A 25,999-nucleotide genomic window follows, 5' to 3' on the forward strand; every position below is an offset into this window, starting at 1 on the left:
TCGCAAGCCATATCCCATAAGGAGCACATTCGTGGACGAGGCCCTCGCCAGAGCAGGCATCTTCCAAGGCGTCGAGCCCACCGCGGTGGCCGCGCTCGCCAAGCAGCTGCAGCCCGTAGATTTTCCGCGCGGCCACGTCATCTTCAACGAGGGCGAACCCGGCGATCGGCTGTACATCATCACGACGGGCAAGGTGAAGATCGGCCGGCGGTCCCCGGACGGCAGGGAGAACCTGCTGACCATCATGGGTCCGTCCGACATGTTCGGTGAACTGTCGATCTTCGACCCGGGCCCGCGTACCTCGACCGCAACCACGGTCACCGAGGTCCGCGCCGTGACGATGGACCGCGACGCACTCAAGTCGTGGATCGATCAGCGCCCTGAGATCGCTGAGCAGCTGCTGCGCGTGCTGGCACGACGCCTTCGCCGCACCAACAACAACCTCGCCGACCTGATCTTCACCGACGTGCCAGGTCGCGTCGCCAAAGCGCTGCTGCAGCTCGCACAGCGTTTCGGCACCCAGGAAGCGGGCGCGCTGCGCGTGACCCACGACCTGACCCAGGAAGAGATCGCCCAGCTGGTCGGCGCTTCCCGGGAAACCGTCAACAAGGCGCTCGCCGACTTCGCTCATCGCGGATGGCTGCGCCTCGAGGGCAAGAGCGTGCTGATCTCGGATTCCGAGCGTCTGGCACGTCGCGCTCGCTGACGTTCGAACACCTGCCGTCCCGGTATGACGGGACCGTTGATGCGTGTGGGCTCACGAGGAGAGGGCCTCGTCCACACCACCGCGGTTTCGTTGTGCCGGGACATCGGCCGTTGTATGCCGGACAGCACTCGATCGCCGACACGGCGAGCGCGTCGGCGATCGAGCGGTGTTCAGTTCTGTTCGGCCCGCAGGTATTCCAGCTGCGCCTGCACGGAACTGCGCGCTGCGGGCCACAGCCGTTTGTCCACGTCGGCGTACACCTTGCGGACCACCGCGAGAGCGCCCGCGCCGGGACCCAGTTCGACCAGCGCGGCCCGCACCTGGTCGAGCCGCTCACGCCGGTGGTCGAGGTAGTACTGCGCCACCGGCGCCGCATCGGGGTGGTCGGGCCCGTGCGCGGGCAGCAATGCCTTACCCGCGCCCAGCTCACGCAGCTTTTCCAGCGACGCGAGGAAGTTCGCCAGCGCGCCCGGCGCGGATTCGAGCACCGTGGTGCCGCGGCCGAGGACCGTGTCACCGGTGAGCACCGCGTCGTCGAGCAGCAGGCTCACCGAATCGGTGGTGTGACCCGGCGTCCCGAGCACCGTGATCCGCAGGCCCGCGGCCTCGATCACCTCGCCGTCCACCAGCGGCACGACCGCGCCACGCAGATACGCCGGATCCACCGATCGCACCGGCGTCCCGGTGGCTTTCACCAGGTGATCGATGCCGCCGGTGTGATCGTGATGGTGGTGGGTGATCAGCGTCAACGCGATCCGGCCGCCGGTGGCCTCGACGATGTCGGCGGTGTGTTTCTTGTCCTTCGGTCCCGGATCGACGACCACATAGGAATCGCTGTCCGGGCCACGCAGCAGCCAGGTGTTGGTGCCGTCGAGCGTCATTTGATTGGGGTTGTCGGCCAGCAGGACCGATGCCGTCGGGGTGACCGGCCTGACCTGGCTGTACGCGGGATGTTCCAGTGCCATGACGGCTGCCTATCCGACCTCGACGATCAATTCCACCTCGACGGGCGTGTTCTTGGGCAGTTCCGAGACGCCGACGGCCGAGCGCGCGTGCACGCCCGCCTCGCCGAACACCTCACCGAGGAACTCCGACGCACCGTTGATCACGATCGGCTGATCGCTGAATCCGGGTGCCGAGGCGACGAATCCGACGACCTTCACGATCCGCACCACCTGGTCGAGCCCGACCAGATCGTGCACGGCCGCGAGCGCGTTCAGCGCGCACAGCCGGGCGGCCTCCTTGGCCTGCTCCACATCCACCTCGGCCCCGACCTTGCCGACCGCCGACAATTCACCGTCGACGAAGGGCAGCTGGCCGGAGGTGTACACCAGCGAACCGGTGCGCACGGCGGGGATGTAGGCCGCGACGGGAGCGGCGACCGGCGGCAGCGTGACACCGAGCCGGTCGAGCGCGTCCTTCCACGCGGTGGCCACGCTATTTCTTCCGCTTCAGGTAGGCGACGTGCTGTTCGCCGGTCGGTCCGGGCAGCACCGAGACCAGCTCCCAGCCGTCGGACCCCCACTGGTCGAGGATCTGCTTGGTCGCGTGCGTCAACAGCGGCACGGTCGCGTACTCCCACAGGGTGACTTCACTCATGGTGTGAGTTTAGGGCTCACCCCGAACGCCTGGGCGAAACGGGTTATAGGCTCGGCGGCGTGGGAGCACCAACAGCAGAGCCGGTTTCGTCGGTTCCCGAACCGTCGACCGGATGGCCACAGCGCGCGGCCAAGGCCCGCTTGCACTACGTGACCGGCAAGGGAGGCACCGGCAAGTCGACCGTTTCGGCCGCACTCGCACTCGCGCTCGCCGCAGGGGGACGCAAAGTGCTGCTGGTCGAGGTCGAGAGTCGCCAGTCCATCGCGCAATTGTTCGATCGGCCACCGTTGCCGCCCACCGAGACCCATATCGCCAGCGCCGACGGCGGTGGCGAGGTGACGGCGCTGGCACTGGACATCGAGTACGCGTTCCTCGAATACCTCGACATGTTCTACAACCTCGGCTTCGCGGGACGGGCGATGCGCCGGATGGGCGCCATAGAGTTCGTCACCACGATCGCACCGGGTCTGCGCGACGTGATCCTCACCGGCAAGATCAAAGAGTGTGTGGTCCGGGTCGGCAAGGACGGCAGGCCCGCCTATGACGACATCGTCGTCGACGCGCCGCCGACCGGCCGGATCGCCGGCTTCCTCGACGTCACCACGGCCATGGCCGAGATCGCCAAGGGCGGTCCGATCGCCTCGCAGGCCGAGGGCGTGTCCAACCTGCTGCATTCCGACCAGACGATGATCCACCTGGTGACGCTGCTCGAGGCGCTGCCGGTGCAGGAGACCGCCGACGCGATCGCCGAGCTCACCGCCGACGATCTGCGGATCGGCACGGTGATCGTCAACCGGGCGGCCACCGCCGAACTCACCCCGGCTCAGCGCGACACGGCCGTGGCGGGCGAGCTCGACACTGCCGCGGTCGCCGCCGACCTGGCGAAGGCCGGCATCACCCTGTCCGAGTCGGACTTCGACGGCCTGATCGCCGAAACGGTCGACCATGCGATCGTGCTGACCGCGCAGAACGCGAGTGCCGCCGAACTGGCGCAGATCGACGTCCCCCAGCTGTCCTTGCCCGCCCTCGGCGACGGCATCGACCTGGGTGGCCTCTACGAACTGGCCGAACAGCTATCCGCGCAGGGAGTCCGATGAGCGAGCACGTTTCCACCCCGCCCGCGCTGGATGTCTCGCAGATCATCGCCGACCCGGCTGCCCGCGTGATCGTGTGCTGCGGGTCCGGCGGCGTCGGCAAGACCACCACCGCGGCCTCTATCGCGCTGCGAGCGGCCGAATCGGGTCGCAAGGTGGTGGTGCTGACCATCGATCCGGCGCGCAGGCTGGCGCAGTCGCTGGGCGTGGCCGAACTGGACAACACCCCGCAGCGTGTGGAGCTGGGTCCCGAGGTCCCCGGTGAGCTGCACGCGATGATGCTGAACATGCGCCGCACCTTCGACGACATGGTGCTCGAGCACACCAGCGCGGACAAGGCGGAGCAGATCTTCGCCAATCCGATCTATCAGACGGTGGCGTCGTCGTTCGGTGGCACGCAGGAGTACATGGCGATGGAGAAGCTCGGCCAGCTGGCCGCGCGCAAGGAGTGGGACCTGATCGTGGTCGACACTCCCCCCTCTCGCAACGCGCTCGATTTCCTCGACGCGCCCAAGCGGCTGGGCACCTTCCTCAACGGCAAGATGATCCGGTTGATCATGGCGCCGGGACGCGGTGTCGGCCGGATCGTCACGGGGGCGATGAGCCTGGCCATGCGCGGGGTGTCGACGATTGTCGGCGGGCAGATGCTCAAGGACGCCTCGACGTTCCTGCAATCGCTGGAATCGCTGTTCGGTGGGTTCCAGGACCGGGCCGAGCGCACCTTCGCGATGCTGTCCAAGCCCGGTACGCACTTCCTGGTGGTCGCCGCGCCCGAGCCGGACGCGTTGCGCGAGGCGTCGTTCTTCGTCGACCGGCTCTCGACCGAGAAGATGCCGCTGGCCGGTCTGGTGCTGAACCGGACCCATCCGGCGTTGTCGGAGCTGTCGGGCGACCACGCGCTGACTGCCGCCGACCAGCTGGCCGATTCGAACCCGCTGACCGCGTCGGTGCTGCGCATCCACGCCGATCGGGTGTCGACGGCGGCGCGGGAGCGGCGGCTGCTGCACCGCTTCACCGGTGCGCATCCGCGGGTGAAGATCGTCTCGGTGACCGCGCTGCCCTTCGAGGTCTCGGATCTCGAAGCACTGCGCGCCGTCGGCGATCAGCTGACCGGCACCCCGGCTTCGGCCTGATCGATTCAGACAAATCCGCTATAGCTCACAATCCGGTAACACTCACCAACGGCGCCGATTCCGCAAACCACGCGGTCTCGGCGCCGTTTGTGATAACGGTCCGGTCTCGTCTGCTAGATAGCCACCTGGTGCTGCCGCTGGGCGTTGAAGAATTCAGCCCACGACGTCACGTCGGGATGCTGTTTGAGCAGCGCACGCCGCTGCCGCTCGGTCATCCCGCCCCACACACCGAACTCGACACGATTGTCGAGGGCGTCGGCACCACACTGCATCAGCACTGGGCAGTGACGGCAGATCGTTGCCGCCTTGCGCTGCGCCGCACCGCGAACGAACAGCTGATCAGGGTCCACTTCCTTGCATCGCGCCTGGGCAACCCAAGCGATCCTTGCCTCGGCCTGCTCTACATCCAGTCGAGCGATGGGGGTTGTGATGTGCATTTGATGTGCCCCTTTGCAGTCCGAACACCGTTGTGCGGCGCTCCAGAATCGCGAGCGCGGATCACAGCAACCCAACTACCGCTGCGTCCCGCACCACATTCCACTTTGAGTGTTAGCTCTATCACACTGGGTTCTCAATCTAGGTAAAGGTATGGCGGTTACGCAAGACCGCCCCCCGATTTTTTGGTACGGGCGTCCATTCAAATCGGGCCAGAACCGCGCAGTAGTGCTGATCACCGGCGTGGCCGGTCGCGACACGCCGATGTGATCATTTTGTTGACACGCCCGAGCAACCCCCCTGGCACCGCGCGGACATTCCCCGTCGAGCAGCACAGCCGTGAACCTCACCACCCCACCCTCTAGTCTGGGATCGTGCCGATCACTCAAACGCTCGCGAGGCTGGCCGGCAGCTGCGCGCTGGCCGCCGTGCTTGTCGCTGGGCTGTTGTTCCCCTTGGCCGGTGGATTCGGATTCATCTCCAACCGCGCCGCCGACGCCGTCGACAATGTCTCCGCCGAACTGGTGGAGGGCACGGTCCCCGCCGTGTCGACGATGGTCGACGCGAACGGGTCGCCGCTGGCGTGGCTCTACGAGCAACGCCGCTTCGAAGTACCGAGCGACAAGATCTCCAACAACATGAAGCTGGCGATCGTGTCCATCGAGGACAAGCGCTTCTCCGACCACAAGGGCGTGGACTGGCAGGGCACGCTGCGCGCGTTCCTCACCAACACCTCCTCGGGTGCCGTGCAGCAGGGCGCGTCGACCCTGGACCAGCAGTACGTGAAGAACTTCAACCTGCTCGTGGTCGCCAAGACCGACGCCGAACGCCGCGCCGCGATCGAGACGACACCGGCGCGCAAGCTGCGCGAGATCCGGATGGCGCTCACGCTGGACCGCGAACTGTCCAAGGACGAGATCCTCACCCGCTACCTGAACCTGGTGCCCTTCGGCAACGGTTCCTACGGCATCCAGGACGCCGCGCAGACCTACTTCGGCATCGACGCGTCCCAGCTCAGCATCACCCAGTCGGCGATGCTGGCGGGCATGGTGCAGTCCAGCTCCAAGCTGAACCCCTACACCAATGTGCAGGGCGTCACCGACCGCCGCAACACCGTGCTCGACACGCTGATCCAGAACATCCCGCACCGCGCCGAGGAATTCCGCAAGGCCAAGGCCGAACCGCTCGGCGTGCTGCCCGAACCCAAGGGCCTGCCGCGCGGGTGCATCTCCGCCAACGACAAGGGCTTCTTCTGCGACTACGCGCTGCAGTACCTGGCCGAGGCCGGGATCAGCCGCGAGCAGATCGACAAGGGCGGCTACCTGATCAAGACCACACTCGATCCGGTGCTGCAGGAATCGGTGAAGCGTTCGGTGAACGAGCAGGCCGACCCCAACCTCGACAACATCGCCGAGGTGATGTCGGTGGTCGCGCCCGGTCAGGATTCGCACCCCGTCCTCGCGATGGCGTCGAGCCGCACGTACGGCCTCAACCGCGACGCCAACGAGACGCTGCTCGGCCAGCCGTACTCGATGGCCGGTGACGGCGCGGGCTCGATCTTCAAGCTCTTCACCACCGCCGCCGCGATGGAGAAGGGCCTCGGCATCGCCGCCCAGGTGGATGTCCCCGGCACCTACGCCGCCAGGGGCATGGGCTACTCGAACTCGCCGGGCTGCCCGGCCGACTCCTGGTGTGTCAAGAACGCGGGCAACTACCCGGGGTCGATGTCGGTGACCGACGCGCTCGCGACCTCGCCCAACACCACCTTCGTGAAGATGATCCAGGACGTCGGCGTCTCGGCCGCGGTGGACATGGCCGTGCGCCTCGGCATGCGGTCCTACACCAACCCCGGCACCTCCGGGCACGGCAACTCGAGCCTGGCCGACCACATCAAGAACAACAACATGGGCTCGTTCACCCTCGGCCCGTTCGCGATCAACCCGCTCGAACTGACGAACGTGGCCGCCACGCTCGGCTCGGGCGGCAAGTGGTGCCCGCCCTCGCCGATCAAGGAGGTCGTCGACCGCAGCGGCAAGACCGTTCCGCTCACCCAGCAAGCCTGTGAGCAGGTGGTCGACCCGGGTCTGGCCAACACCCTCGCCAACGCAATGAGCAAGGACGACGTCAGCGGTACCGCCGCGGGCGCCGCGCGCGCGGCCGGGTGGTCGGCACCGATGTCGGGTAAGACGGGCACCACCGAGAGCCACCGCTCCTCGGCGTTCCTCGGCTTCACCAACGCGCTGGCTTCGTCGGTCTACGTCTACGGCGACAGCCCGACCCCCGGCGAGATCTGCTCGTTCCCGCTGCGCAACTGCGGCGCCAGCGATGCCTCCGGCCTGTTCGGTGGTAACGAACCGGCCCGCACGTGGTTCAACGCCATCAAGCCGTTGATGGACCGGTTCCCACCGCCGGGCCTGCCGCCGGTGGACGACAAGTACGTCCGCGGCGCGAACAATTCCCAGGTCCCCGATGTGGCGGGCAAGTCGCAGGGCGAGGCCACCTCGATCCTGTCCGGCGCCGGCTTCCAGGTCTCCGCCGTGACGGGCGCCGGTTCGCAGGCCAAGGGCACGGTGATGGGCAGTTCGCCGAACGGGTCGGCCATTCCGGGCTCGGTGGTCACGATCTACATCAGTGACGGCACCGTCCGGGTGCCCGCGCCGACGACTCCCCCGCCCGCCGCGCCCGCACCGGTGATTCCGGGGCTGCCGCAGATTCCGCGCCTGCCTCCGATCCCCATCCCGGTGCCGCGCTAGTCACACGACGAAGGCCGCCGTCCGATTCGGACGGCGGCCTTCGTTCGTTCTACAGCCGGGCCTTGACCGCGGCGGAGAGCCGCGACCCGTCGGCCTTGCCGTCGGCCAGCGCGGTGGCGGCCTTCATGACCTGCCCCATCTGCTTCATTCCCGGGCGCTCACCGAGCTGCTCGGCGACCTGGGCGATCGCGGTATCGGCGACCTGCGCCACCTCCGCGTCGTCGAGCTGGGTCGGCAGGTACTCCTCGATGATCTGTTCCTCGGCGCGCTCGTTCGCGGCCAGTTCACCGCGACCGTTCTGCTCGTAGATCACGGCCGCCTCGTTGCGCTTCTTGGCTTCCTTCTGCAGCAGCGACACGACATCGGCATCGGAGAGTTCGTGCGCCTCCGTACCGGAGACCTCGGAAGTCTGGATAGCGGCGAGCAGCATCCGCAGGGTCGCGAGACGCAGTTTGTCCTTGGCTTTCATCGCGGTGGTCATATCCGCGCGCAGCTTGGCTTTCAGTTCCGACATGCGGTTTACCGTAGTCGTTCGCTCAGTGGAGTCCCATCACATTTCCGTCGCGACGGAAATTCCAGACCGTTTGTGCGGAAACACACGCGCCGATCCGGGAGGGGGTCGCCTATGCTGGGCAAATGCCCGTTATCTCGACGTCCGCTGTCCGCCGAACCGCGTTGGGAGCCGCCGGGGCCGCCGTCGCAGGCATCGGCTACGCCACGCTGATCGAACGGAACGCGTTCGTCCTGCGCGAAGCCACGATGCCGGTGCTCGCGCCCGGTTCGCCGACGTTGCGCATTCTGCACGTCAGCGACCTGCACATGATGCCGGGCCAGCAGCTCAAACAGCAGTGGCTGCGCGAACTCGACCGCCTCGAACCCGACCTGGTCGTGAATACCGGCGACAATCTTTCCCATCCCAAGGCCGTGCCCGCGGTGGTGCAATCCCTCGGTGCGCTGCTGGCTCGACCCGGCTTGTTCGTGTTCGGTTCGAATGACTATTTCGCGCCGGTGCCGAAGAATCCGCTGAAGTATTTCAAGAAAGATCACCGTCGCGTCTACGGCGATCCGCTGCCGTGGAAGGACCTGCGCGCGGCATTCACCGAGCGCGGCTGGCTCGATCTGACCCACACCCGGCGCGACCTCGAGGTGGCGGGCATCCGCATCGCCAGTGCCGGCGTCGACGACCCGCACCTGCAGCGCGACCGCTACGACACGGTCGCGGGCGCACCGAACCAGCTGGCCCAGCTCAGCATCGGTGTCACGCACTCGCCCGAGCCGCGCGTGCTCGATCGCTTCGCCGAGGACGGCTACGACCTGGTGCTGGCCGGTCACACCCACGGTGGGCAGCTGGTCGTTCCCGGTTACGGCGCGCTGGTCACCAACTGCGGTATCGACAAGTCCCGGGTGAAGGGCGCCTCGCAGTGGGGCGAGCACACCCAGCTGCACGTCTCGGCCGGCATCGGCACCTCACCGTGGGCTCCCTACCGCTTCTGCTGCCGCCCCGAGGCCACGCTGCTCACCTTGGTCGGCGCCCAGCCCAAGCGGCCGTCCGCCGACACCGGCTTCGGCATTTCGACCTCGGAGGCCGTCGCCCGCTAGGGTCTGGCTCCGAACGACATTGTCATTGAGGTGTCATCAGGAGACGACCGTGAGCAGTGGATCCGACGACAGGCGCGACGACCCGACCGTATTCGGCGGGTCCGCCGCACCGGACCAGCCCGACCAGCAGTGGCAGCGGCCCGGTTCGCCGGATCCGGCTGCGGAACAGCCGAATCCGGGCGCACCAGATTCCACCGCGGTGTGGACGCCGGGCAGCACCGGCCTCCCGCCGACCCTGCGCTGGGACGGATCCGGTCCACCACCCGGGCTTCCCGAACCCACGCAGTGGGCACCGGCGGGTCCGCAGGATTGGCAGGATTCCGGTAACCCTCCTGCGGGACAGCAGGTTCCGCAGCCAGGACAGGCCGACCCCACCCAGCTGCGCCAGCCGGCACCCTGGCCAGGGGCGAATCCGCCTGTGGGTCAGCCGGGTTCGAATCAGCCTTGGCAACATGCGCCTGCCGGGCAACCTGGCCAGCAGTGGCACCCCGGGGCCCCGCAGCCGAGCGGACCGGTAGCTCCCGGCGCCAATTTTCCTGGCGGACAACCTGGTTCGAATCAGCAGTGGCAGCCGGGCACGAATCCGCCTGCCGGACAACAGGCTCCGGGCCAGTGGGGCGCGCCGGTGCCTCCCGGTCAGCAGTGGGGCGGCCCCTCGGCCGGTGCGCAGCAACAGTGGGGCGGTCCGGCGAATCCGCCCGGTCAGCAGCAGTGGGGCGCGCCGGCCGGGCAGGCAGATCCGACCAGGGTCGGCGCACCGGGCTGGCAGCAGCAGGCACCGCAGCAATACGGCGAAATCCCCCCGCTGGATCACCAAGGCATCCAGACGTACGGCCAGCCTCTCCCGCCCAACCAGAAATCCGGGAACAAGGCGGCGATCTGGGCCGCGGCAGGTGTGGCGGCGCTACTTCTGGTCGGCGGCACGATCACCGCGGTCGCGCTCACCCGCGGCGACGACGCGCCGACCACCACCGCGGGCGGCACTCCTTCGATGGTCAGCGCCCTGTCCACCACCCCGGCGCCGGCCTCGTCGAGCAAGCCCAAACCCAGCACCACCACCCCCGCGCCCTCGGGCGCCGCGTCGAACCGCAAACCCCTGATCGAGGGCTACCAGGTGGTCGCCTCCCCTGACCGTGGCGCCGCCTACGACGTCCCGGCAGGCTGGAAGGTCGCCACCGAAACCACCATCGGCGGCGTCGGTGAACCCCCCGGCGACTCGGTGATCGGCAAGGGTTACGCCTCCGACGGCCGCGACTACTGCCCGAACTCCACCCGCACCATGTCGCTGCTCACCGGCTCCAAGAACGCCGACAACGCCGCGGCGGGCGCCGAACTCGGCACCAAGGCCGCCCCCCTCGCCTACCAGGGCTCGAAGGGCACCCCCGGCCCGGCCCAGCCACTGAAATCGATCGACGGCAAAACCGAGGGCATGTTCACCGAGACCACCGGCACCGTCCCCGCCCCCAAACCCGGCTGCGCCGGCACCTACTCCGTCTACACCTACGCCTTCAAAGGCGCCAAGGACGGCAGCTTCGTCATGGTCATGATCGCCGACACCGGCGTTCCCGGCGCCATCGACGCCGCCGAGGCCAAGCGCATCTTCAGCTCCATCAGATCCCTCGACTAACCCCCATCTGACCAGCCAATTTAACGTTTCACGACCCCACGTTGTAAGCTACTTCAGGTTCGCCTCACGGGGTGTGGCGCAGCTTGGTAGCGCGCTTCGTTCGGGACGAAGAGGTCGCAGGTTCAAATCCTGTCACCCCGACGTGTTGGTTGAGACACAAAAGAACCCCTGACCTGGGATTCCTGGGTCAGGGGTTCTTTGCTGTCCGCCCTCGGCAGCTGGGTGGGTACGCAGTCAGTACGCAGCGCGTTTTCGGGCGGCCAGCGCCGCCACGTTGAGCGCCTCGGCGACTGCCTCGAGGTCGTCCGGGAACAGGTCCGCGTACGTGTCGAGGGTGAGCGCCGCCGACTTGTGCCCGACCATCGTCTGAACAGCTTTCACGTTCGCGCCGGCGCTGATCGCCAGCGAGACTGCGGTGTGCCGAAGGTCGTGCGGCGTGACCCTGGGGAACTCCGGAGTGCGAAGTCCCTGTCCCGTCTTCAACTCCTCGGCCCTGGCTTCGAGGGCAGACGACTGCAGCCGTTCCACTGCTTTGTTGAACACCCGCGGGCGGTACGTCGACACCCGGAGCGCCTTGTCCTTCGGCGACCGGAATACCAGAGAATCGCGGCTCTGGCCGACCATGAGCGCTGCGAGGTCGGCGGCCAGGAACTCGGGAAATGGGACAGTCCGACGCTCGTGGTTCTTGGCCGTCGACCAGACCAGCTTGCCTCGTACCTCCGCGACCGCTTCCAGGACGTTCACCCGCCGGCGCAGCATGTCGAAGTTCGACACCCGTAATGCAGCCATCTCGCCCCAGCGGAGTCCGGTATAGGCGAGGAACCGAATCACGGTCCCCTGCTCGACAACCTCGCGGGCGAGTTGTTCGACCTGGTCATGGGTCAGGTACCCATGCGGCCGATGCTTCCGACGCGGAAGCTTGACCCCTGCACAAGGATTCGACGGCAACTGCCGGTCGTCTACCGCGGATTCGAGGATCATGCGCAGCATCCCCACCGCGTTCTCGATCGTGGGTACGCCGGTCTCTGCGGCGACCAGTTCGGCGACCCACGCCTGGATGTGGGCTTCCGAATTTCTTTAAGGCTCTTGCCACCCCAACGGGGGAGAACGTGCGTTTCCCACGTGTAAGTGCGTGTTGAGCTGGTTGTTTCCTTGAGGTGCGCCTGGAAGTCGAGCCACTTCTTACCCGCATCCCCGACAGCTCACGACCCGAGGATGGCGAGACGTGGCTGCCCTGAACAACGGTGCTCACCTGCGAATCAAGCCACGACTGCGCGTCGACTTTGCGAGTGAACCGCTTGGAGTGCTCGTGTCCCTCGTCATCTACATAGCGAGCACGCCAACGCTTGCCTTTGCCCTCCAGCTTGGACGGAACACGCCGCACCGTTCCGTCGTCCTGGCGCTCATCCTTCGTCCAGAGGTCTTCGACCCCAGCGCGGCGATTCCGTCGTGTCGACATGGTCAGGCCGCTCCGTCCGTCGCAGCCAGCTCCTGCTCCGCGATCCAGGCCAGGATGGTCGACTCTCGCCACACGCGTCGGCGGCCGAGCTTGAAGCTCCGCGGCCCGGTTCCGAGATGCGCCCAGTAGCGCCAGGTGCCCGCCGGGATTCCGGTCAGTTCGGCACAATCTTTCGCCTGCAGGTATCGGTCAGTGCTCATGGTCGGGGTCTCCTTTTCAGAGTGAGTTGGTATTGAAATCAGGGAAGAGCGGCGACGACGGCTCGATGTAGCGCCACTCGATGCGCGTCACCTCTGTCGCCGGTTGGCAACCGCGGTGACTCGCACAGAAGAACTCGATGAACTCCTCGACCGACATCGCGGCGAAGCCTTCGGCGGCGAGGTCGTCTCCGCCGATGACGTTGAGCGGCTCCCGGCGAACGGACAGGATTTCAACGTCGACGATCCGGACCAGGGGCTCACCGCGACGGCGGCCCATCACCTTTCGGCACAACGTCACCCGGTCGCCGGCGGCGAGCATGCGCCACCCGAGTCGTCGTGTCACGGTCTTCGTCCGCGCGCGCACTTGGTCTTCGGTCAGCGAGACCGACATCAGCCTGGGCATCGCTACGCCCCTTTCTTGTTTTGGTCGAGGGATTCGACAACCGCGCTGATCAGGTCACGCGCAGCGGGCGGGGTCACGGCGTTGCCTGCGAGGCGGACCTGCTCGCGGCGGTTGCCGCCGAGGACATAGCCGCGGCTGAATGCCATGGCCTGTTTGATCTCGTACGGTTCAAGCATCCGGAACTCGCAGTCATCCAAACTGGCTGCGACGGTCGCGAGTCCGTGGTGGTTACCGGCCGCGGCGACGGTGTCGAGCGGCTCGGTCAGCGCCTTCGCGGTGTTGTGGTTGCGCAGGGGAACGACCATCGCCCACCTATCTCGGGTGGTCACGGTCCCGTGTGGCGCTTCGGCGGTGCGGGCGGTGCCGTTGCCGTAGTACGGCACCAGCACAGCGGTTTCCGACCTTGTGGTCATCGTTCGCACTGGCGCGCTGACCGGCATCGCCTGCTTACCGACTCGGCCCTCGACCGGGACCAGGAGTGCGTCGGTCTCGCGGGTGGTGCGTGCCGGGAACGCCGCGCTGACCGGCGTCCCGGACGCCCGCCATGTTCCGCCCGCCGGGATGAGGCATGCCTCGGTGGCGTACTTCGCCAGCCCCGCCTCGATGCGTGCGATTGTCTTGGCTGCCAGCGGCTTCGAGCGGTCTCCGATGCGCTGACCTCGTAAGTTCCAGTCGATTACCGACGATGCGGGCAACCAGGCCGGTTCGACGATGCTGTTGCGGCACGTCACCGACGGGCACCGCCACACGTACTGGGCTCGGTAGCGGCCCCACGGGCGTGACGGGTTTTTCCACGCCTGGACTGCGGTGATCTCGCGGTCGCAACCGGTGCACCAGGCGCGCGGCCTGGTCCAACGGTCGAGGTCGGGTGCGGTTGATCCGTTGCGCCAGAACACGATGTACATGCGGTCGCGACTCTGCGGTGCCGGGTCGCCGGCTGCGCTGGCGTGCATCGAGTTCAGATACACCACGCGGTGGCGGTAGCCGAGAGCGTCCATCGCGGTCAGCCACGGCTCGAACAGCACCCACTTCGCGGCGTCGACGACGTTTTCGACCACAACGGAGCGGTAGCGGTGGTGCTCGGCGAACCGCACGACGTCCCACATCGTGGCCCGCGACCGCTCCGCGGCGGCGTCGGGCAGCACCTCGTCGAACAGGTCCGGTGTCGAGTCGATGTTGCGGCGCCGACCGCGGGCGACGGAATGGTTGGTGCATTCCGGCGATGCCCACAGCACGTCGGTGCGGGCGTAGCGGCGCGGTTCGACCTGGGACAGATCGGCGCAGTCGTGGTCAGTGTCGGGGTGGTTGGTGTTGTGGGTTTCGACCGCGAGAGGCCAGTGGTTGGCGGCCAGGCGCACCTGCACGCCGGGCACCTGCGTGGCGCCGCTGCTGGATCCACCGGCACCGCAGAACAGGTCAGTCAGAGTGATCATGGTTAATGTCTCGCTATCAGTAGGTGCCAGCGATGAGCCGCAAGCCGGTGTCGGTGTCGAGGGCCTGTTCGGCCTCGCGGTGGCGGGCGACGATCTTGGCGACAGTGCCGTGGTGCAGGCCGACAACCGGTCCGATCTCGCGTGTCGATCGGCCTTCGGCGGCCATCGCGAGGATGAGGCTGTCGCGGTCTGCTGTCGCATCGACCTCGCTCGGTGTCGCCTGGGTGTCGCCCTGTTCGGTTGGGGTGTCGCCTGTTGTCGCCTCGGCGTCGCCTGCTGTCGCCTGCCCGTCGCCCAGTGGCGCCGTGCTATCGGCGATAGTTTCCGGAAGGATTCCGACTGACTTCGCTGTTGGTGTGGTAGCCGCGGGCGTCCGGGTCGGCTCACGGGGAACTTCGAGCAGGGCAGTCAATCCATGGGTTGCGGCCAAGCCTGCGAGCGGGGCTGCGCCGGCGACGCAGGCCGCGATGATCGCGGGCAGTGCACGTTGGCCTGATTCTGCAGCGTGGAGGCCATTTCCGACGATGCTGATCACTTCGGCGGTCATGAGCTGGACCCAGAAGAATGCGGTGGTGGCTCGGGCGACGGTGATGTTGGCGCGTTGGCGGCGCTGCAACGAGACCAGCGCGACGGTGGACTGGACGATCGCGCCGTCGACGAAAACGGGGCCGATCCAGGCCAGTTTCGGGTTGATTCCGGCCATCACCGATAGATCGGAAAGGGCGGCGAAAGACCAGGCGAACGCGCCGGCGCCAATGACGAGCGTCATCGCCAGCGCGGTGATTTCGGCGAGGTCGATTCGTTTGGGCGACACCGGGGCGACAGTGTTGTCGCCTGCTGTCGCCTGCTGGTGGCTGGTTGTCGCCTTCTCGGCGGGGTTGGTGGTGGCGGTGTCGCCTGCTGTCGCGGTCATTGTCGCCCTCCTTCGTCGGTGTCGTGTGGGTCGGTCAGCGCCGGGGGTGCGCGAGTGGTTTTGTGCTCCCCCGGCGGTGCCCTGATCGGGTTGCTGCTCGGCGGATTGGGGTGGCTAGCTCGCGGCGGGTGTCTTCGCCGGGGTGTAGCTGGCGGTGAACAGCCGGGCCTTCGTGTACTCGGGGTCGGGTCCGGTGTAGGTGACCGAGAGCGTCGCGCCGATTGCGAATTCCTCGCGGTCGGCGTCTTCGAGGGCGCGGCCGATGGCCTGTTCCATGCGCCAGCTGACGTAGAGGTTCCGTGGCCCGGATCCGGTGTAGATGGTGATGACGAGTTGCATCACCGGCTGCCCGTCGTCGTCGGTTTCGACTTCGCCGGGCGCCCCGCCGAATTTGAGCTTGGGCTCTTCGCCGATGGCGGTGATGCATCCGGTCACCGTGGTGCCGGGGGTGCTGTTCTTGCCGAATGCGGGTGTCGGGCGGGCGGCCTTGCGGAAGCGCTGGCCGAAGTTGGTAGTGGTCATGAGCGAATTTCTCCTTGGCGGTCGGTGGGATTCAGCGGCTGCGGCGGCGGTCGCTGCGGCGCAGCGGCTCTTCCGGATCACCGGTCCAGCTCTGGTGATCGCGCAGGTCGGCACGTTCGGTGGCGAGCCAGTCCAAGAACTCGAAGTCGTTGCGGAAGTCCTCGTGGTCGCCGAGGTGGTCGCGGTGCTCGGTCAGGTGTGCGTAGTAGTTGGCTTCGACCTCGCGTTTGATCTGACCGAGTTCAGGATTGGGCTTGCGTGGGGGCCAGTCGGGGTCGATCAGATCGGGGTTCTGCGCGGCGGCTGTCGCGTTGAAGAGGCTGCGGCGCAAGTCGTTGGCGCGTGCCAGGATTGGGTCCGGCGTGGGCTGGTTGAGGTCCATACGGAGTTCCTGTCTGGTGGTTGGTGGTTAGCGGCTGAGTCGGCGGTCGACCCGCGACGGCTCGCGGCCGCGGTTCTCGACCGATCCGGTCTGGCGTTGCTGCTGGAAGCCCGGCCGGTCGAGGTAGCGGACGGGTTCGAGTTCGTCGAGGGTGTGACCGGCGTCGAAGTGGTCCGACAGGTCCTTGCCCGCGCGGGCCTGCAGCACCCGGACTTCCCCGACCTGGCCGTAGAGGCTCTCGGCGACCTGACCGGCGTGCCGGTAGCCGGGCTTGTCACGGTCAGCGACCACAATCACGCGACCGGCGCCGCGCAACCATCGGGCGTGCTCGGCGGTCCACTTCCCCGCACCCATCGCGTTGCAGGTCGCCAGTTCTCCGGCCTGCCGTGCCCGCTGGACGTCCTTCTCGCCTTCGCAGACGTAGAGTTCGCGCCCGGTATCGAGAGCTTCCCTCACGTCGTCGAGGTGCCACGGCAGGGGGGCGAAACCAGTGTTCTCCCACTCGGTTCCGGTCCAGTGCCGCTGGTAGAACGACTTTGCGTACCCGTGCTCGTGCTGCGTCCGGCGCCGGATCACCGCGCCTTCGACGCGCCCATTGGGCCACTTGTAGACATAGGTCGCTTCCGTCTCCGGCTGCCCGGTCTGCGCGCCGAGGTCAGGTTTGTTCGGGAACTCGAACCGGGCGGCCAAGATCGCTTGCTCAGCGCGGCTGAACACCTGCCGGGGCGTGCGCGCCGGCTGCGTGCTGGTCGACCGGTTACCGGAGTGGTTGTGCCCGTTACGAGCTCGCTCTGGCAACCGGTCGAACATGTCTCGCACCCGCAGCCCGATCCGCCCCAACACCTCGGCGTCGTCGCAGCGTGTTCCGGAGAAGCACCGCACGATCGTCTTGGCCTGGCGCGGGTCATACCGCACACCCAAACTCGGGGTGTGGTGTTTGCCGTCGCCCTCGTGGACCGGGCACAGGTACCGGTTCCACGCCTGTGGCGTCCCCGGTCCTTTCGCCGGGCCCAGGTGGTGACGCTCCAGGGCCTCGACGATCCGCTGCCAGGACTGCCCCGCGGTACCGGGCTGCGGGTCCATCACCGGCCTCGCTCGATATTGCGCCGCTCGACCTGTCGACTCCGCATTACGTCGCGGAAATCCCCCTCAGCGGCGAACCACTTGAGGGAATCCTGCAGGGCCCTGTCCCGGTTGTTCACGGACCGCGCGGCCATCGAGGTGAGGAGTGCCTGGCGCAGGTCAGGGTTGTTGCGGCCGCGCAATTCAGCGGCCTGAATGACACTGCGCTGGTCGACGGGATCCAGACCATGGACGTTGCGTTTGGCTGTGATGTCGCCGTAGACCGCGACCATCGCGTCGGGCACCAGCTCGAACGCTTTGTGCGCGCCGCGCAAGGTGTCCCAGCGTTCGGCGTGCGGGCCGCTGGACCAGGCGTTGACGAACCCGTTGCGTTCACATGCGGCCATCTCACGCCCGTATTCGACGTTGTGACCGATGTCGGGTCCGGCGCCATCGCGGATCTGCTGGTTGAGCTCGACTACGCGGGCGAAGTGTTCGCGCATGATCTCTTCGGTGTTGTAGTCCATCTCAACGGCTCCGCTCGGCCGTGCCCCGGGCGCGCTGGGGGCGGGTCTTCTTGGTCGCCTCGCGGCGGGTGCGGATTTCGCTCTGCACTGCCTCGCGGCGCTCGCAGGTCCGGGCATAGAGACTGGCGGCCTGGTCCTGGCTGCGGGACTCGATATCGGTGACGAAGCAGCCGTCGTTGTGCGCGATGTTCTCGTGCATCCGGCGCATCGTGTCCGGGGCCTGCCGCCAGTCGTCATGGGCGTCGGACAGGTACTGCCAGTGCTCGGCATGCGGGCCTCCGGCCCAGCGCTGTTCCAGCTCCTGCTGCTGGGCGTCGATGGCGAGGATCTGCTCGTCGGTCATCGTGCTGTCGGGGTGGGTGACCCCTGTTTCCATCTGGTCGGAAAGATCGGCGTGGCGGTCGAAGTCCGCACGCATGGCCTCTTCGTGTTCGCGCTGCATGTCAGCGACTCCTTTCGATTCCGTTGTGGCCGTTGGTGATCGGGCTGGGCATGGGCTGGGTCTGGTTGGTCTCGGCGGCGACCCGCTCGGGACCGCCGGGCCGTTCGCGCGCTGCTGCGGTCTGCTGGGTCAACCGGTCGATGGCCCGGTCGCGTTGGGTCTTGTACTGGTCGCGCTCGGCGCGCAGGTCCTCGATGTCGGGCTGGTCGCGGCGGACTTCGTCGATCTCGGCGGCCAGGCGGGTGTTGCGGTTGGTCAGCGACTCGATCCGGCCTTCGGCGGCGGTGAGCTTGGTGCGGATCTCGTCGCGGTCCGCGGTGACCGAGTCCATGCCGCGCTGCAGCATCGACACCTTCGACATCAACCGGTCACGGTCTTGGGCCATGGCCTTGAGCTGCTTTTCGACCTCGGCCAACCGGTCTTCGTCCGTGCTCACCGGGGTGGCCGGCTGGGCAGATTCCTGCGTTGTGGTGGGGCGCTTGCGCGTCGGCGTCCATTCGGCGGTCCGGGCGCTGACCTGCTCGTAGGTCCCGTCGGCGACGCGGGCGGGGGCTTCGACGCCGCGTTCGTGGATGACGGCTTTGAGTGCGACCTGGGGCACCCAGTTCGTCGAGCGGACGGTGCGGTGAGTCCACTCGGCGGCCTCGCGGCCGGTCGGGTGCACGGTCTGGATGACCTGGGCCTGGTCCCCGCCCGGTCGCAGCGAGTACACGCTGGCGGTGTACTTGCTGTTCTCGACCGCGTGGGCGCGTTCGTAGGCGATCCGTTCCGCTGATACCCCGACCTCGACAGCGTTGTTCGTCGCTGCCTGCACCTGCCGGTCGTAGGCGTTGAGATCGGCGCGGTCGGCGGTCGGGGCGTTGACGTCCCAATCGAGCTGTGCCCGGCGCAACTGCTGCACCGCGGCCTCTCGCTCCTGCGGGGTCGCGTCCCGGACCGGCGCCGCCGGCTTCTGCGGGCGGCGTGCCGCGTCGGCCTGGCGTCGCTGTTCGGTCAGCTCGGCGACCTGCTGGGGCAACGCGGCGCGGGTGCGGGCCACGGTCGCGCGGTAACGCAGGGCGTCGATGCCTTTGACCCGGTTCGCACCGGCGAACATCGCCCGCTTGGGTCGGTGTCCGGGAAATGCTGTCACAGCGTCGATTCCGTCCAGCGCGATGCCCTGCTCGACCGGGGTCAGGCTGCGACCGTTGAGCACCGCGGCCTGGAGGTCGGCGGCGTGTGAGCGCAGGGCGATCTGGTCGCGGGCGCGGCGGTCGTGGTCCACGGCCGGGTCGTTGGCGCGCTGCGTGACGGCCTGAGCGTGGGCACGGTAGCGCTCCACGGAACTCTCGGTGTTGACCTTCTGCATCTGCCGTTCCAGGAACTCGGCGCGGCGCTGCTGACGCAACGCGAGGCTGATCTCCTTGCGGATACGACGCTGCTCGATCCAGGACACAGCCCGGCCGTGCTGGGATGCCATCGACATCAGCGCACGACCGAAATGGCGGGCCTGGTCGATGATTTCGTCTTCGACGGGACGTTCGGACATGGTGTTCTCCTTCTTGTTGTGGTGGGTCAGACGTAGGGGGCCACGGCGGGCAGCTGCGGCCACGGCGCGGTGCGGGCAGCGGTGACCTTTTCCGTCGCGATGCGGTGGCGAAGCCACTCGGCACGAGAGCGCGCGATCCGGGCATCGAAGGAGTCCCGGTGGCCCCATTCGCAGTCCAGGGCCGCCTTGTGCCGGCGGTGGCCTGCGGCCGCGTTCGGCGAGGTGAGCGTGTGGCGCAAGGCGTGCTCGGTGTGGACGATCTCCTCGGCGAGCTGCGCGAAAGCCAGCTCTGCCGGTGCGTCGACCAGATTCGGGGTGCTCAGCAGGGCCGGGTTGAATCCGGCGATGTCATGGGCGTCGCGTTCGGCTTGCCTGACCTGGTTCTGCTTGTGCGTCTGGCTGGCCTGACGGGCTCGCTCGGCGGCGGCCTGGTCAGCGCGGGCAAGCTCGGCGCGTTCGGCCGCAGTGAGGTTGAGGCGCGCCAACCGGTCGGCCATGGCGTTCAGCGGGTCGTATTCCAGGCAGGCGATCAGTGCGGCAATGGTCGCGACACCGCTAGCGATGCCGATGACTGCGGGTCGAATGTCGTTGCGGTTCATCAGATTTCTCCTTTGTGGTGGGTTTCAGCGGGTGCGTTCGACCGGGCTGCGCTGGCCTGCATAGAGGGCGCGGGCATCGACGCGGTCCTGGCGTTCCTCGCTGGCTTGCTCGGTCAGCGACAGCCGGGTGGTGTAGGAGTTGGCGCGGCGCAGCCCGTCCTCGGCGGCCGACAGCGCGCGGCTGGTGGAGGCCAACCACATCTGCGCCGCGCTGGTCGCCTCGCTCGGTTCCATCGGGTTGCCGAGGTTGTCGGTACGCAGCGATTCCGGCGACTCGTGCAGCTCGCCGTAGCGCTCGTGCAGGGTCTGGATCTGGTGACGCAGCGCGTCGAGTGCCGCGCGGGCTTGCCAGATCCGCTTGTCCAGATCAGACGGGATCGGCAGGATCGGTTCGTTCGCGTTCTCGGGCATCGCGGGAGTTCCTTTCTTGGGGTGGGTTTTCAGTGGGCAGTGCGTGCGGTTTCGAACCGGCCTCGGCGGTGACCGATACCGGTGACCAGGACGCGGATTCCGTGGGCGAACAGGCTCAGCACGGCAGCGACCAGGCCGATCGCGGCAGAGACCGTGGCGGCGGCGACATCGCGCAGCGGCGGACGGTGGGCGGCGTTCCAGAACAGGAACCCGACCCAGCAACCGGCGTAGATGTCGACCGGGATAGCCACGACTTCGGGCTGTCCGTGGGTCGACACGACGGCGAGAGCGACCACAACGACAGAGCCCGGCACCGCGGTCCGTACCCACCGCGGCACCTTGCGCCCGATCGGGGCTGCGGGCTGGTCAGGCTGCGGGCGAAGCGCGGGAATCAGGTTCTCGTCCTCGACCGGCACCGGCGGCACCTGCTCGTTGCTGAACGACTTGACCAGTCGGGCAACCGATTTCGGCTCCGGCTCCGGCTGCGGTTCGGTCGGGGTGGTGTCGGTGAACGCGGCGAGCCACGCCTCGGTCTCATCGACGAGCGCCTCGGCCATGCGCGCTGCGTCGGACTCCGACGCCGGCTTCGCGTTCCGGCCGTTCTCGTGGTTGTGCTCGTTGTCGTCGTTGTTGTCGGAGTTACCGCGAATGATGCGCATGACAAAGGTGGCCTTTCTGGGGAGAAGTGGGTGGGTCGCGGCGTCAGACGGCGGCGACGGGTTCGGGTTCGATCGGCGCCGCGGTGTCGGCGGCGCGTGTGCCTGGAAGGGGCTTGAGTTCGGTGCGGTCGACCGGCACGACGCGGCCGTAGTAGGCGTGTCCGGCCTTGGCGTGCACGATTTCGCCGGTGGCCATCTGGCGGACCCGGTCGGGGTCGACCAGCCATTTCTCGCCGTAGGACACCGATCCCTCGTCACCGTGGCGCTGGCCTTTGACCAGGTGCCGCGACGGCATCGCGCTACGGATCGAGCCGAAGTGCTTGCACACATCACCGGCGTTCTCGGAGTAACCGAGGATCAGCCCACCGGCGCACGCCTTGAGCAACCGGTTCAGCGACCACTGATCACGGGCGACGCCTTCTTGGGACTGCGCCGCGAACGTCAACGCCACACCCTGGGAGCGGCCACGCTCGGCGACGTTCTCCAAACCGATCGCCTGGGATTGGGTGGCGACCGCGGAGAGTTCGTCGATGATCAGCGAGACGCTGCGCCGCTGGTCTTTGGCGGTGCGCCCGGCCCGCTGCATGACCATGCGGATGATCGCGGCGACCTGGGCGCGCCCGGCGTCGGGGTCCATGCCCGGCACGGTCACGTAGAGGATGTCGAGGTCGTCGAGGTTCTTGCCGCCGTCGAACACACCGTTTCCGTTGTGGTCTTCCAGCATCGAGAACAGGTTCGACATCTTGATCAGCGCGTCGTCGAGCTGCGGGACCTTCTCCGCCTGCAGCGCCTCGACCTGGCGCACCACATCCGGGGAACCGCCCCACGCATCGACGATGGTCTGCGCATCCAGACGCGCCAGGAACTCCTGCGACGAGCGCGGTGGCCCGACCGGGGCATCGACGACCAGGGTCACGATGCGTTTGCGCATCTCGTCGAAGTGCTGGCCCTCGCTGGTCGTGGATTCGCCGCCGACCATGAGGTCCATCAGCACGCCCCGCAGGTCACGGGCGGGCATGTCCCAGATATCGAGGCGATCCCGCGAGGGGACCAATGCGATCCGCGCGTCCTCGATCCCCATCGCGAGGGCGTCGGAGCGGATGGTTTCGCCGAGGACGCGGTCGTCTTCGCCGCCCTTGCAGGCGATCATCACGATCAACGGCCGCGGGTGACGTCCCCGCATGCCAGGCACGTCGCGCCAGCGCTGCCAGGCTTTCCACTCCGTGGTCAGGATCGACACCAGGTGACGTTCGAGCAGGGTGGTTTTGCCCGCGCCGGTGGTCGCGATGATGCCCATGTGCCGCTTCACATCCGCGTGCGGGATGGTCAGCCACTGCATGTGCCGCGCGGTGAGGCTGCGCCAGAACCCGCCCGGCTCGGCGCTGACGTGCTCGGACAGCACACCGAGCACGATCGAATCACCGGTGCTGTACGGGGCACCCAACTTCGCCGCCCGTGCCGCGGCCTGGCTGCGGCGGTTGTCCATCGCGGACTTGATCCGCTCGGTGCGGGCAAGGGACTTCTGTCCGACGCTGGCGTTCTGGACCAGGAACTTCGCCCACCACAACGTCGCGAGCAACATCGCCGCAGGACCGGCCACGGCCAGCATCGGCACAAGCCCGGAGAAGTCCCCCGCGACAAGCGCTTCGGCACCGGTCCACAGCAGCGTCCACGGTGTCGACCAGGCGCCGCCGGCTATCACCGACGACAGCGGCAACAGCAGCGACGCGACGGCGAAGTTGCGCAACCGGTGCGGGTCGAGGGGCCACGCTGTGGCGACCGCGACGATGAACAGCAGCATCGCGATCACGACGAATGCGATCACCGCCGACGTCCCCGCGGTGTGGGCCAGGGCAGCGAAGTCGGGCATCGGCAGATCAGGCAGGTCGTGCCCACCGACCTCGACCGGCGGCGCGGTCGAGGCGATCTCGGGCATCGGTGCGCCTGGATTGATCGCAGGGGTCGTTGTCGGGGATGCGGTGATGATGACTGGGGCTTTGACTGGTGCGCAGTCAGCCGGGGTGATGAGAGGTGTGCACGTCATGATGCTTCCTGCTGAGAGAGATGAATGATGGTGCTGCGCAACCGATTCGGGCTCGCTGCTTTCTTGGCCTCGCGCAGGTCGGCGTAGCGCTTGAGCCAGCGCGACCAATAGGCGTCGAAGTCATCGACGACCAGATCCAGGGCCAGACCGGAGAACTCCGCGGCGGGCAACCGCTCCGATGCCGCGGTCACGTTGTCGTAGACCGATGCCGTTCGGCACAGGTAGAGCACCCCGACCATCGGTTCGGTGTCACTGTCCCGGGCGGCCCGGATCGCACCCCGCAACGCGATATCCATTGCTTCGGGCTGCTTCTTCGACAGCTCGACCTCAAGGGCCCACCAACCGTGGGTCCCTTCCACGACACCGAGGAACCGGCCGTCGTGGATGTGCGGGCGACCCAGCTTCGGGTCACGTCCGCTCGAAATCGGGGTCGCCGGCTTGCGCGGGCCCGGCTGGGTCTCGCCCTGCACGCGGTGACGCAAGGTGCGCTCCGACACCCACAACTTCGGGTCCGAACCGACCAACATCACCCGGGCCTGAGCGACGGCGCGGTAGTGCTCGGCGAACATCAACGGCGGCTGCCACTCCGGCGGACGCCACCCCAGATACCGCGCTGCGGTGATCCGGGTCGGTACCACCCACTTCTCGCCGGGCTGGACCTGCTTGAGTTCGTGCACGTCGCTGGCCCGGACCAGGTCGGCGACCAGCGCGTACACGTGGTTGCGTTCCATGCCCAGGAACCAGCCCAGGGTGTCGACCTGCATGCCGTGCATCTGCGACAACGCCGCGAGCACCGCGGTCTTGCGACCGGTCGACCGGCGACCGGTACCGACCAGCGCCTGGGCGGTGCTGCGCGGCAACCCGACACGGGCGCTGATCTCGGCCATGCTCAGCCCGCGGCTGTGCAACGCGTCGATCTCGCCGAGGGTGGCCTCGACACGACGAGCACGGACACCGAGCAGACGGGAGATGTCGCGGTAGGTCAGGCCCGAATCACGCAGTCCGGCAATGATTTCGTCGCGCGCTTCGACTTCCAGCGCCGCCCATCGGGCCGTTTTCTGCTTGTGGTCGATCTTCATGTTCGCTCCTTCCCTGGCCTGGAATGGCTGTTCACGGCCGTGAACTGACCGGGCACGGTTCGACCTGCGCGACGCGCACGTTCTCGTCAGCGGTGCGGCAGATGTTCAGCGAGGGCTGCTTGCCCTGGTGGTCGACCCAGGCGACGGTGCAGCCGTACATCCCGACTACGACCAGCCCGGCCAGCACGACCAGACGCAGAACAGGCGGTAGCAGATTCAGCGGGCGATAGACCTCGCCGATCCCCATGAACTCCGGCCGAGCCATCGACTGACCGGCACTACGCCCCACTGCATTGCGGTCCTCACGGGGCGCCCGGAACATCCCGCCGCTCACCGCGACCGCCGCCTGTCGATCGCAGGAGCCTCGGCCTGCGCCTGCCCGCTCTTCTCGCGAATCCGCGCCGCTCTGGTCCGGGCTGATCCGAGCGTCTTCACTGCCGAATCCGCGTAGCCAGATGCCCAGTCGAGGTACTCAACCGAGAACTGCGCGTTGAGGTGGCCGTACTCGGTTGAGTAGGGCGCGTCTGCGGCCGCGGGATGATCGAACCGATCGCGCACCGACTCCAACGTCCGGTATCGCGCAGCGAGAGCGGCCATGCGATGCCGCAGCATGTCCTGGGCGCGAGTGATCGAGTCCAGCTCGTCGAGCAGGTCGATCGGATCGTGGATCGGCTCCTGATGATTGGTGCTCATCGCCGCATCCCTGCTCGCTTCGTCGCGCGCCAGAACCACACAGCACCGACGACCATCAGCACGAACCCGAAGACATCCGGCGCGGCCAGGACCGTGTAGCCCACGGACACCAGCGCGACGGCGGTCAGGACTGTCTTGGCGCGCATCAGGCTGCCCTCCGTGCCGAACGCCCCAGCAGCGCTGCGAGCTTGGCGTGAGCCTGGGCGGACATCGGCGGGGCCTGGTCGACGATTTCGTCGAGGTAGTCGGAGACGTCGGGCGCCGTGGTCACGGTCCGCGACTTCCGTTTGATCGGGCGGTCACTGCCGTCTGCGCCTACCGCGCCGGCGATGCTCCGCTTGATTCGAACCGGCGCGCTCACTTCGCACCGCCCTCGATGAGCGGGCGCTTGAGCGCCAGAACCTCGTCGCGGTCGACCTTGATCAGCCGCGGCCCGACAAGAAATGCCTGCAGAAGACCCGACTTGACCCACCGGCGAACGGTGGTCGGATGCACTCCGCCAGCGAGCACCCCAGCATCCCGAAGCCCGATCAGAACGGGCCCCTTCGAGCTATCCCCTGTGTTCATCTATGCAGCTCCTTCCACGTATGCGGCTTGTGTATACACAGGAGCGTATACGCAACTGCGTATACGCTCAAGCATTGCGTATACGCAAAGTGGAATGGACAGCAAAAAGCCCTGATCAGAAGACTGATCA

General features: G+C 67.4%; 32 protein-coding genes and 1 tRNA gene. 7 read left to right on the forward strand and 26 right to left on the reverse strand.

Going from position 1 to position 25,999, the window contains the following annotated elements:
- Positions 1–31 precede the first annotated feature (31 nt).
- Complete coding sequence (locus ACFULV_RS28150; protein WP_040703546.1) at positions 32–706, forward strand: Crp/Fnr family transcriptional regulator; 675 nt, start codon at positions 32–34, stop codon at positions 704–706.
- 170 nt (positions 707–876) lie between these two features.
- Here ACFULV_RS28150 and ACFULV_RS28155 read toward each other — a convergent pair whose 3' ends face one another.
- From ACFULV_RS28155 to ACFULV_RS28165, 3 genes are read right to left on the reverse strand one after another with little or no spacing between them, the layout of a single operon-like run.
- The gene (locus tag ACFULV_RS28155; protein WP_378661828.1) at positions 877–1,671 is read right to left on the reverse strand and encodes an MBL fold metallo-hydrolase; all 795 of its coding nucleotides are present in this window, start codon (positions 1,669–1,671) and stop codon (positions 877–879) included.
- 9 nt (positions 1,672–1,680) lie between these two features.
- Positions 1,681–2,142: a RidA family protein gene (locus tag ACFULV_RS28160; RefSeq protein WP_211300352.1), complete on the reverse strand. Its 462-nt coding sequence runs from the start codon at positions 2,140–2,142 to the stop codon at positions 1,681–1,683.
- A 1-nt stretch (position 2,143) separates the two neighbouring features.
- Positions 2,144–2,305 (reverse strand): hypothetical protein, encoded by a 162-nt coding sequence (locus ACFULV_RS28165; RefSeq protein WP_378638727.1) that lies wholly within the window; start codon positions 2,303–2,305, stop codon positions 2,144–2,146.
- A 59-nt stretch (positions 2,306–2,364) separates the two neighbouring features.
- Between ACFULV_RS28165 and ACFULV_RS28170 the strand changes: the two genes are divergently transcribed.
- Together ACFULV_RS28170 and ACFULV_RS28175 are read left to right on the forward strand one after the other, a co-directional pair.
- Positions 2,365–3,402 carry an ArsA family ATPase gene (locus tag ACFULV_RS28170; protein ID WP_378638725.1) on the forward strand — a complete coding sequence of 346 codons (1,038 nt, stop codon included), beginning with the start codon at positions 2,365–2,367 and terminating at the stop codon, positions 3,400–3,402.
- The gene (locus ACFULV_RS28175) at positions 3,399–4,532 is read left to right on the forward strand and encodes an ArsA family ATPase (protein ID WP_378661831.1); all 1,134 of its coding nucleotides are present in this window, start codon (positions 3,399–3,401) and stop codon (positions 4,530–4,532) included. Before ACFULV_RS28170 ends, ACFULV_RS28175 begins: the two co-directional genes overlap by 4 nt.
- A 113-nt stretch (positions 4,533–4,645) precedes the next feature.
- Here the strand turns inward: ACFULV_RS28175 and ACFULV_RS28180 are convergent, their stop codons facing one another.
- Positions 4,646–4,969: a WhiB family transcriptional regulator gene (locus tag ACFULV_RS28180; protein ID WP_056821932.1), complete on the reverse strand. Its 324-nt coding sequence runs from the start codon at positions 4,967–4,969 to the stop codon at positions 4,646–4,648.
- 372 nt (positions 4,970–5,341) lie between these two features.
- Between ACFULV_RS28180 and ACFULV_RS28185 the strand changes: the two genes are divergently transcribed.
- Positions 5,342–7,720 (forward strand): penicillin-binding protein, encoded by a 2,379-nt coding sequence (locus tag ACFULV_RS28185; RefSeq protein WP_378661834.1) that lies wholly within the window; start codon positions 5,342–5,344, stop codon positions 7,718–7,720.
- Between the two features lie 49 nt (positions 7,721–7,769).
- On the opposite strand, the gene ACFULV_RS28190 is transcribed toward ACFULV_RS28185, so the two are convergent.
- Positions 7,770–8,234, reverse strand: a complete 465-nt coding sequence (locus ACFULV_RS28190; RefSeq protein ID WP_378638716.1) for a GatB/YqeY domain-containing protein — start codon at positions 8,232–8,234, stop codon at positions 7,770–7,772.
- Between the two features lie 122 nt (positions 8,235–8,356).
- On the opposite strand from ACFULV_RS28190, the gene ACFULV_RS28195 reads away from it, so the two are divergent.
- The 3 genes from ACFULV_RS28195 to ACFULV_RS28205 all read left to right on the forward strand — a co-directional run bounded on the left by ACFULV_RS28195 (position 8,357) and on the right by ACFULV_RS28205 (position 11,087).
- A complete protein-coding gene (locus ACFULV_RS28195) occupies positions 8,357–9,319 on the forward strand; it encodes a metallophosphoesterase (protein ID WP_101464816.1) in 963 nt (320 codons plus the stop codon).
- A 49-nt stretch (positions 9,320–9,368) separates the two neighbouring features.
- Positions 9,369–10,946: a hypothetical protein gene (locus ACFULV_RS28200; RefSeq protein ID WP_378661836.1), complete on the forward strand. Its 1,578-nt coding sequence runs from the start codon at positions 9,369–9,371 to the stop codon at positions 10,944–10,946.
- A 67-nt stretch (positions 10,947–11,013) separates the two neighbouring features.
- Positions 11,014–11,087: transfer RNA gene (locus tag ACFULV_RS28205), tRNA-Pro, on the forward strand.
- A gap of 93 nt (positions 11,088–11,180) precedes the next feature.
- Here the strand turns inward: ACFULV_RS28205 and ACFULV_RS28210 are convergent.
- The 21 genes from ACFULV_RS28210 to ACFULV_RS28310 form a co-directional block, all read right to left on the reverse strand.
- Positions 11,181–11,777 (reverse strand): site-specific integrase, encoded by a 597-nt coding sequence (locus tag ACFULV_RS28210; RefSeq protein ID WP_378661839.1) that lies wholly within the window; start codon positions 11,775–11,777, stop codon positions 11,181–11,183.
- Positions 11,778–12,407: 630 nt separating this feature from the next.
- On the reverse strand, positions 12,408–12,605 hold the full coding sequence (locus ACFULV_RS28215; RefSeq protein WP_194825525.1) for an AlpA family transcriptional regulator: 198 nt from the start codon (positions 12,603–12,605) through the stop codon (positions 12,408–12,410).
- Positions 12,606–12,621: 16 nt separating this feature from the next.
- The gene (locus tag ACFULV_RS28220) at positions 12,622–12,924 is read right to left on the reverse strand and encodes a hypothetical protein (RefSeq protein WP_378661842.1); all 303 of its coding nucleotides are present in this window, start codon (positions 12,922–12,924) and stop codon (positions 12,622–12,624) included.
- Between the two features lie 86 nt (positions 12,925–13,010).
- Positions 13,011–14,441 carry a DNA cytosine methyltransferase gene (locus ACFULV_RS28225; protein ID WP_378661845.1) on the reverse strand — a complete coding sequence of 477 codons (1,431 nt, stop codon included), beginning with the start codon at positions 14,439–14,441 and terminating at the stop codon, positions 13,011–13,013.
- A 16-nt stretch (positions 14,442–14,457) separates the two neighbouring features.
- The gene (locus ACFULV_RS28230; protein ID WP_378661847.1) at positions 14,458–15,354 is read right to left on the reverse strand and encodes a DUF2637 domain-containing protein; all 897 of its coding nucleotides are present in this window, start codon (positions 15,352–15,354) and stop codon (positions 14,458–14,460) included.
- Positions 15,355–15,468: 114 nt separating this feature from the next.
- Positions 15,469–15,876 (reverse strand): hypothetical protein, encoded by a 408-nt coding sequence (locus ACFULV_RS28235; protein WP_378661849.1) that lies wholly within the window; start codon positions 15,874–15,876, stop codon positions 15,469–15,471.
- Between the two features lie 31 nt (positions 15,877–15,907).
- Positions 15,908–16,258 (reverse strand): hypothetical protein, encoded by a 351-nt coding sequence (locus tag ACFULV_RS28240; protein ID WP_378661852.1) that lies wholly within the window; start codon positions 16,256–16,258, stop codon positions 15,908–15,910.
- A 27-nt stretch (positions 16,259–16,285) separates the two neighbouring features.
- Entirely contained in the window at positions 16,286–17,341 is a 1,056-nt protein-coding gene (locus tag ACFULV_RS28245; RefSeq protein ID WP_378661855.1) for a toprim domain-containing protein, read from the reverse strand.
- On the reverse strand, positions 17,341–17,847 hold the full coding sequence (locus ACFULV_RS28250) for a hypothetical protein (protein ID WP_378661857.1): 507 nt from the start codon (positions 17,845–17,847) through the stop codon (positions 17,341–17,343). Before ACFULV_RS28250 ends, ACFULV_RS28245 begins: the two co-directional genes overlap by 1 nt.
- 1 nt (position 17,848) lies before the next feature.
- Entirely contained in the window at positions 17,849–18,289 is a 441-nt protein-coding gene (locus ACFULV_RS28255) for a hypothetical protein (protein WP_378661859.1), read from the reverse strand.
- A gap of 1 nt (position 18,290) precedes the next feature.
- Positions 18,291–19,817, reverse strand: a complete 1,527-nt coding sequence (locus ACFULV_RS28260) for a hypothetical protein (RefSeq protein WP_378661862.1) — start codon at positions 19,815–19,817, stop codon at positions 18,291–18,293.
- Between the two features lie 26 nt (positions 19,818–19,843).
- Positions 19,844–20,416 (reverse strand): hypothetical protein, encoded by a 573-nt coding sequence (locus ACFULV_RS28265; RefSeq protein ID WP_378661864.1) that lies wholly within the window; start codon positions 20,414–20,416, stop codon positions 19,844–19,846.
- Positions 20,417–20,440: 24 nt separating this feature from the next.
- On the reverse strand, positions 20,441–20,827 hold the full coding sequence (locus ACFULV_RS28270) for a hypothetical protein (RefSeq protein ID WP_378661867.1): 387 nt from the start codon (positions 20,825–20,827) through the stop codon (positions 20,441–20,443).
- Positions 20,828–20,856: 29 nt separating this feature from the next.
- Positions 20,857–21,486, reverse strand: coding sequence for a hypothetical protein (locus tag ACFULV_RS28275; protein WP_378661870.1), 630 nt, complete (start codon positions 21,484–21,486; stop codon positions 20,857–20,859).
- Positions 21,487–21,529: 43 nt separating this feature from the next.
- Positions 21,530–23,422: a hypothetical protein gene (locus tag ACFULV_RS28280; RefSeq protein ID WP_378661873.1), complete on the reverse strand. Its 1,893-nt coding sequence runs from the start codon at positions 23,420–23,422 to the stop codon at positions 21,530–21,532.
- Between the two features lie 104 nt (positions 23,423–23,526).
- Entirely contained in the window at positions 23,527–24,609 is a 1,083-nt protein-coding gene (locus ACFULV_RS28285) for a hypothetical protein (RefSeq protein WP_378661876.1), read from the reverse strand.
- 31 nt (positions 24,610–24,640) lie between these two features.
- A complete protein-coding gene (locus tag ACFULV_RS28290) occupies positions 24,641–24,898 on the reverse strand; it encodes a hypothetical protein (RefSeq protein WP_378661878.1) in 258 nt (85 codons plus the stop codon).
- Between the two features lie 41 nt (positions 24,899–24,939).
- Positions 24,940–25,302, reverse strand: a complete 363-nt coding sequence (locus ACFULV_RS28295) for a hypothetical protein (protein ID WP_378661881.1) — start codon at positions 25,300–25,302, stop codon at positions 24,940–24,942.
- The gene (locus ACFULV_RS28300) at positions 25,299–25,448 is read right to left on the reverse strand and encodes a hypothetical protein (protein WP_378661884.1); all 150 of its coding nucleotides are present in this window, start codon (positions 25,446–25,448) and stop codon (positions 25,299–25,301) included. The genes ACFULV_RS28295 and ACFULV_RS28300 overlap by 4 nt, the downstream gene beginning before the upstream one ends.
- Complete coding sequence (locus ACFULV_RS28305; protein WP_378661887.1) at positions 25,448–25,573, reverse strand: hypothetical protein; 126 nt, start codon at positions 25,571–25,573, stop codon at positions 25,448–25,450. Before ACFULV_RS28305 ends, ACFULV_RS28300 begins: the two co-directional genes overlap by 1 nt.
- Positions 25,574–25,659: 86 nt before the next feature.
- Positions 25,660–25,869: a DNA-binding protein gene (locus ACFULV_RS28310; protein ID WP_194826262.1), complete on the reverse strand. Its 210-nt coding sequence runs from the start codon at positions 25,867–25,869 to the stop codon at positions 25,660–25,662.
- Between the last annotated feature and the right edge of the window lie 130 nt (positions 25,870–25,999).

The organism is Nocardia sp. NPDC057272 (assembly GCF_042668615.1).
In the GTDB taxonomy this organism is placed as follows: Bacteria; Actinomycetota; Actinomycetes; order Mycobacteriales; family Mycobacteriaceae; genus Nocardia.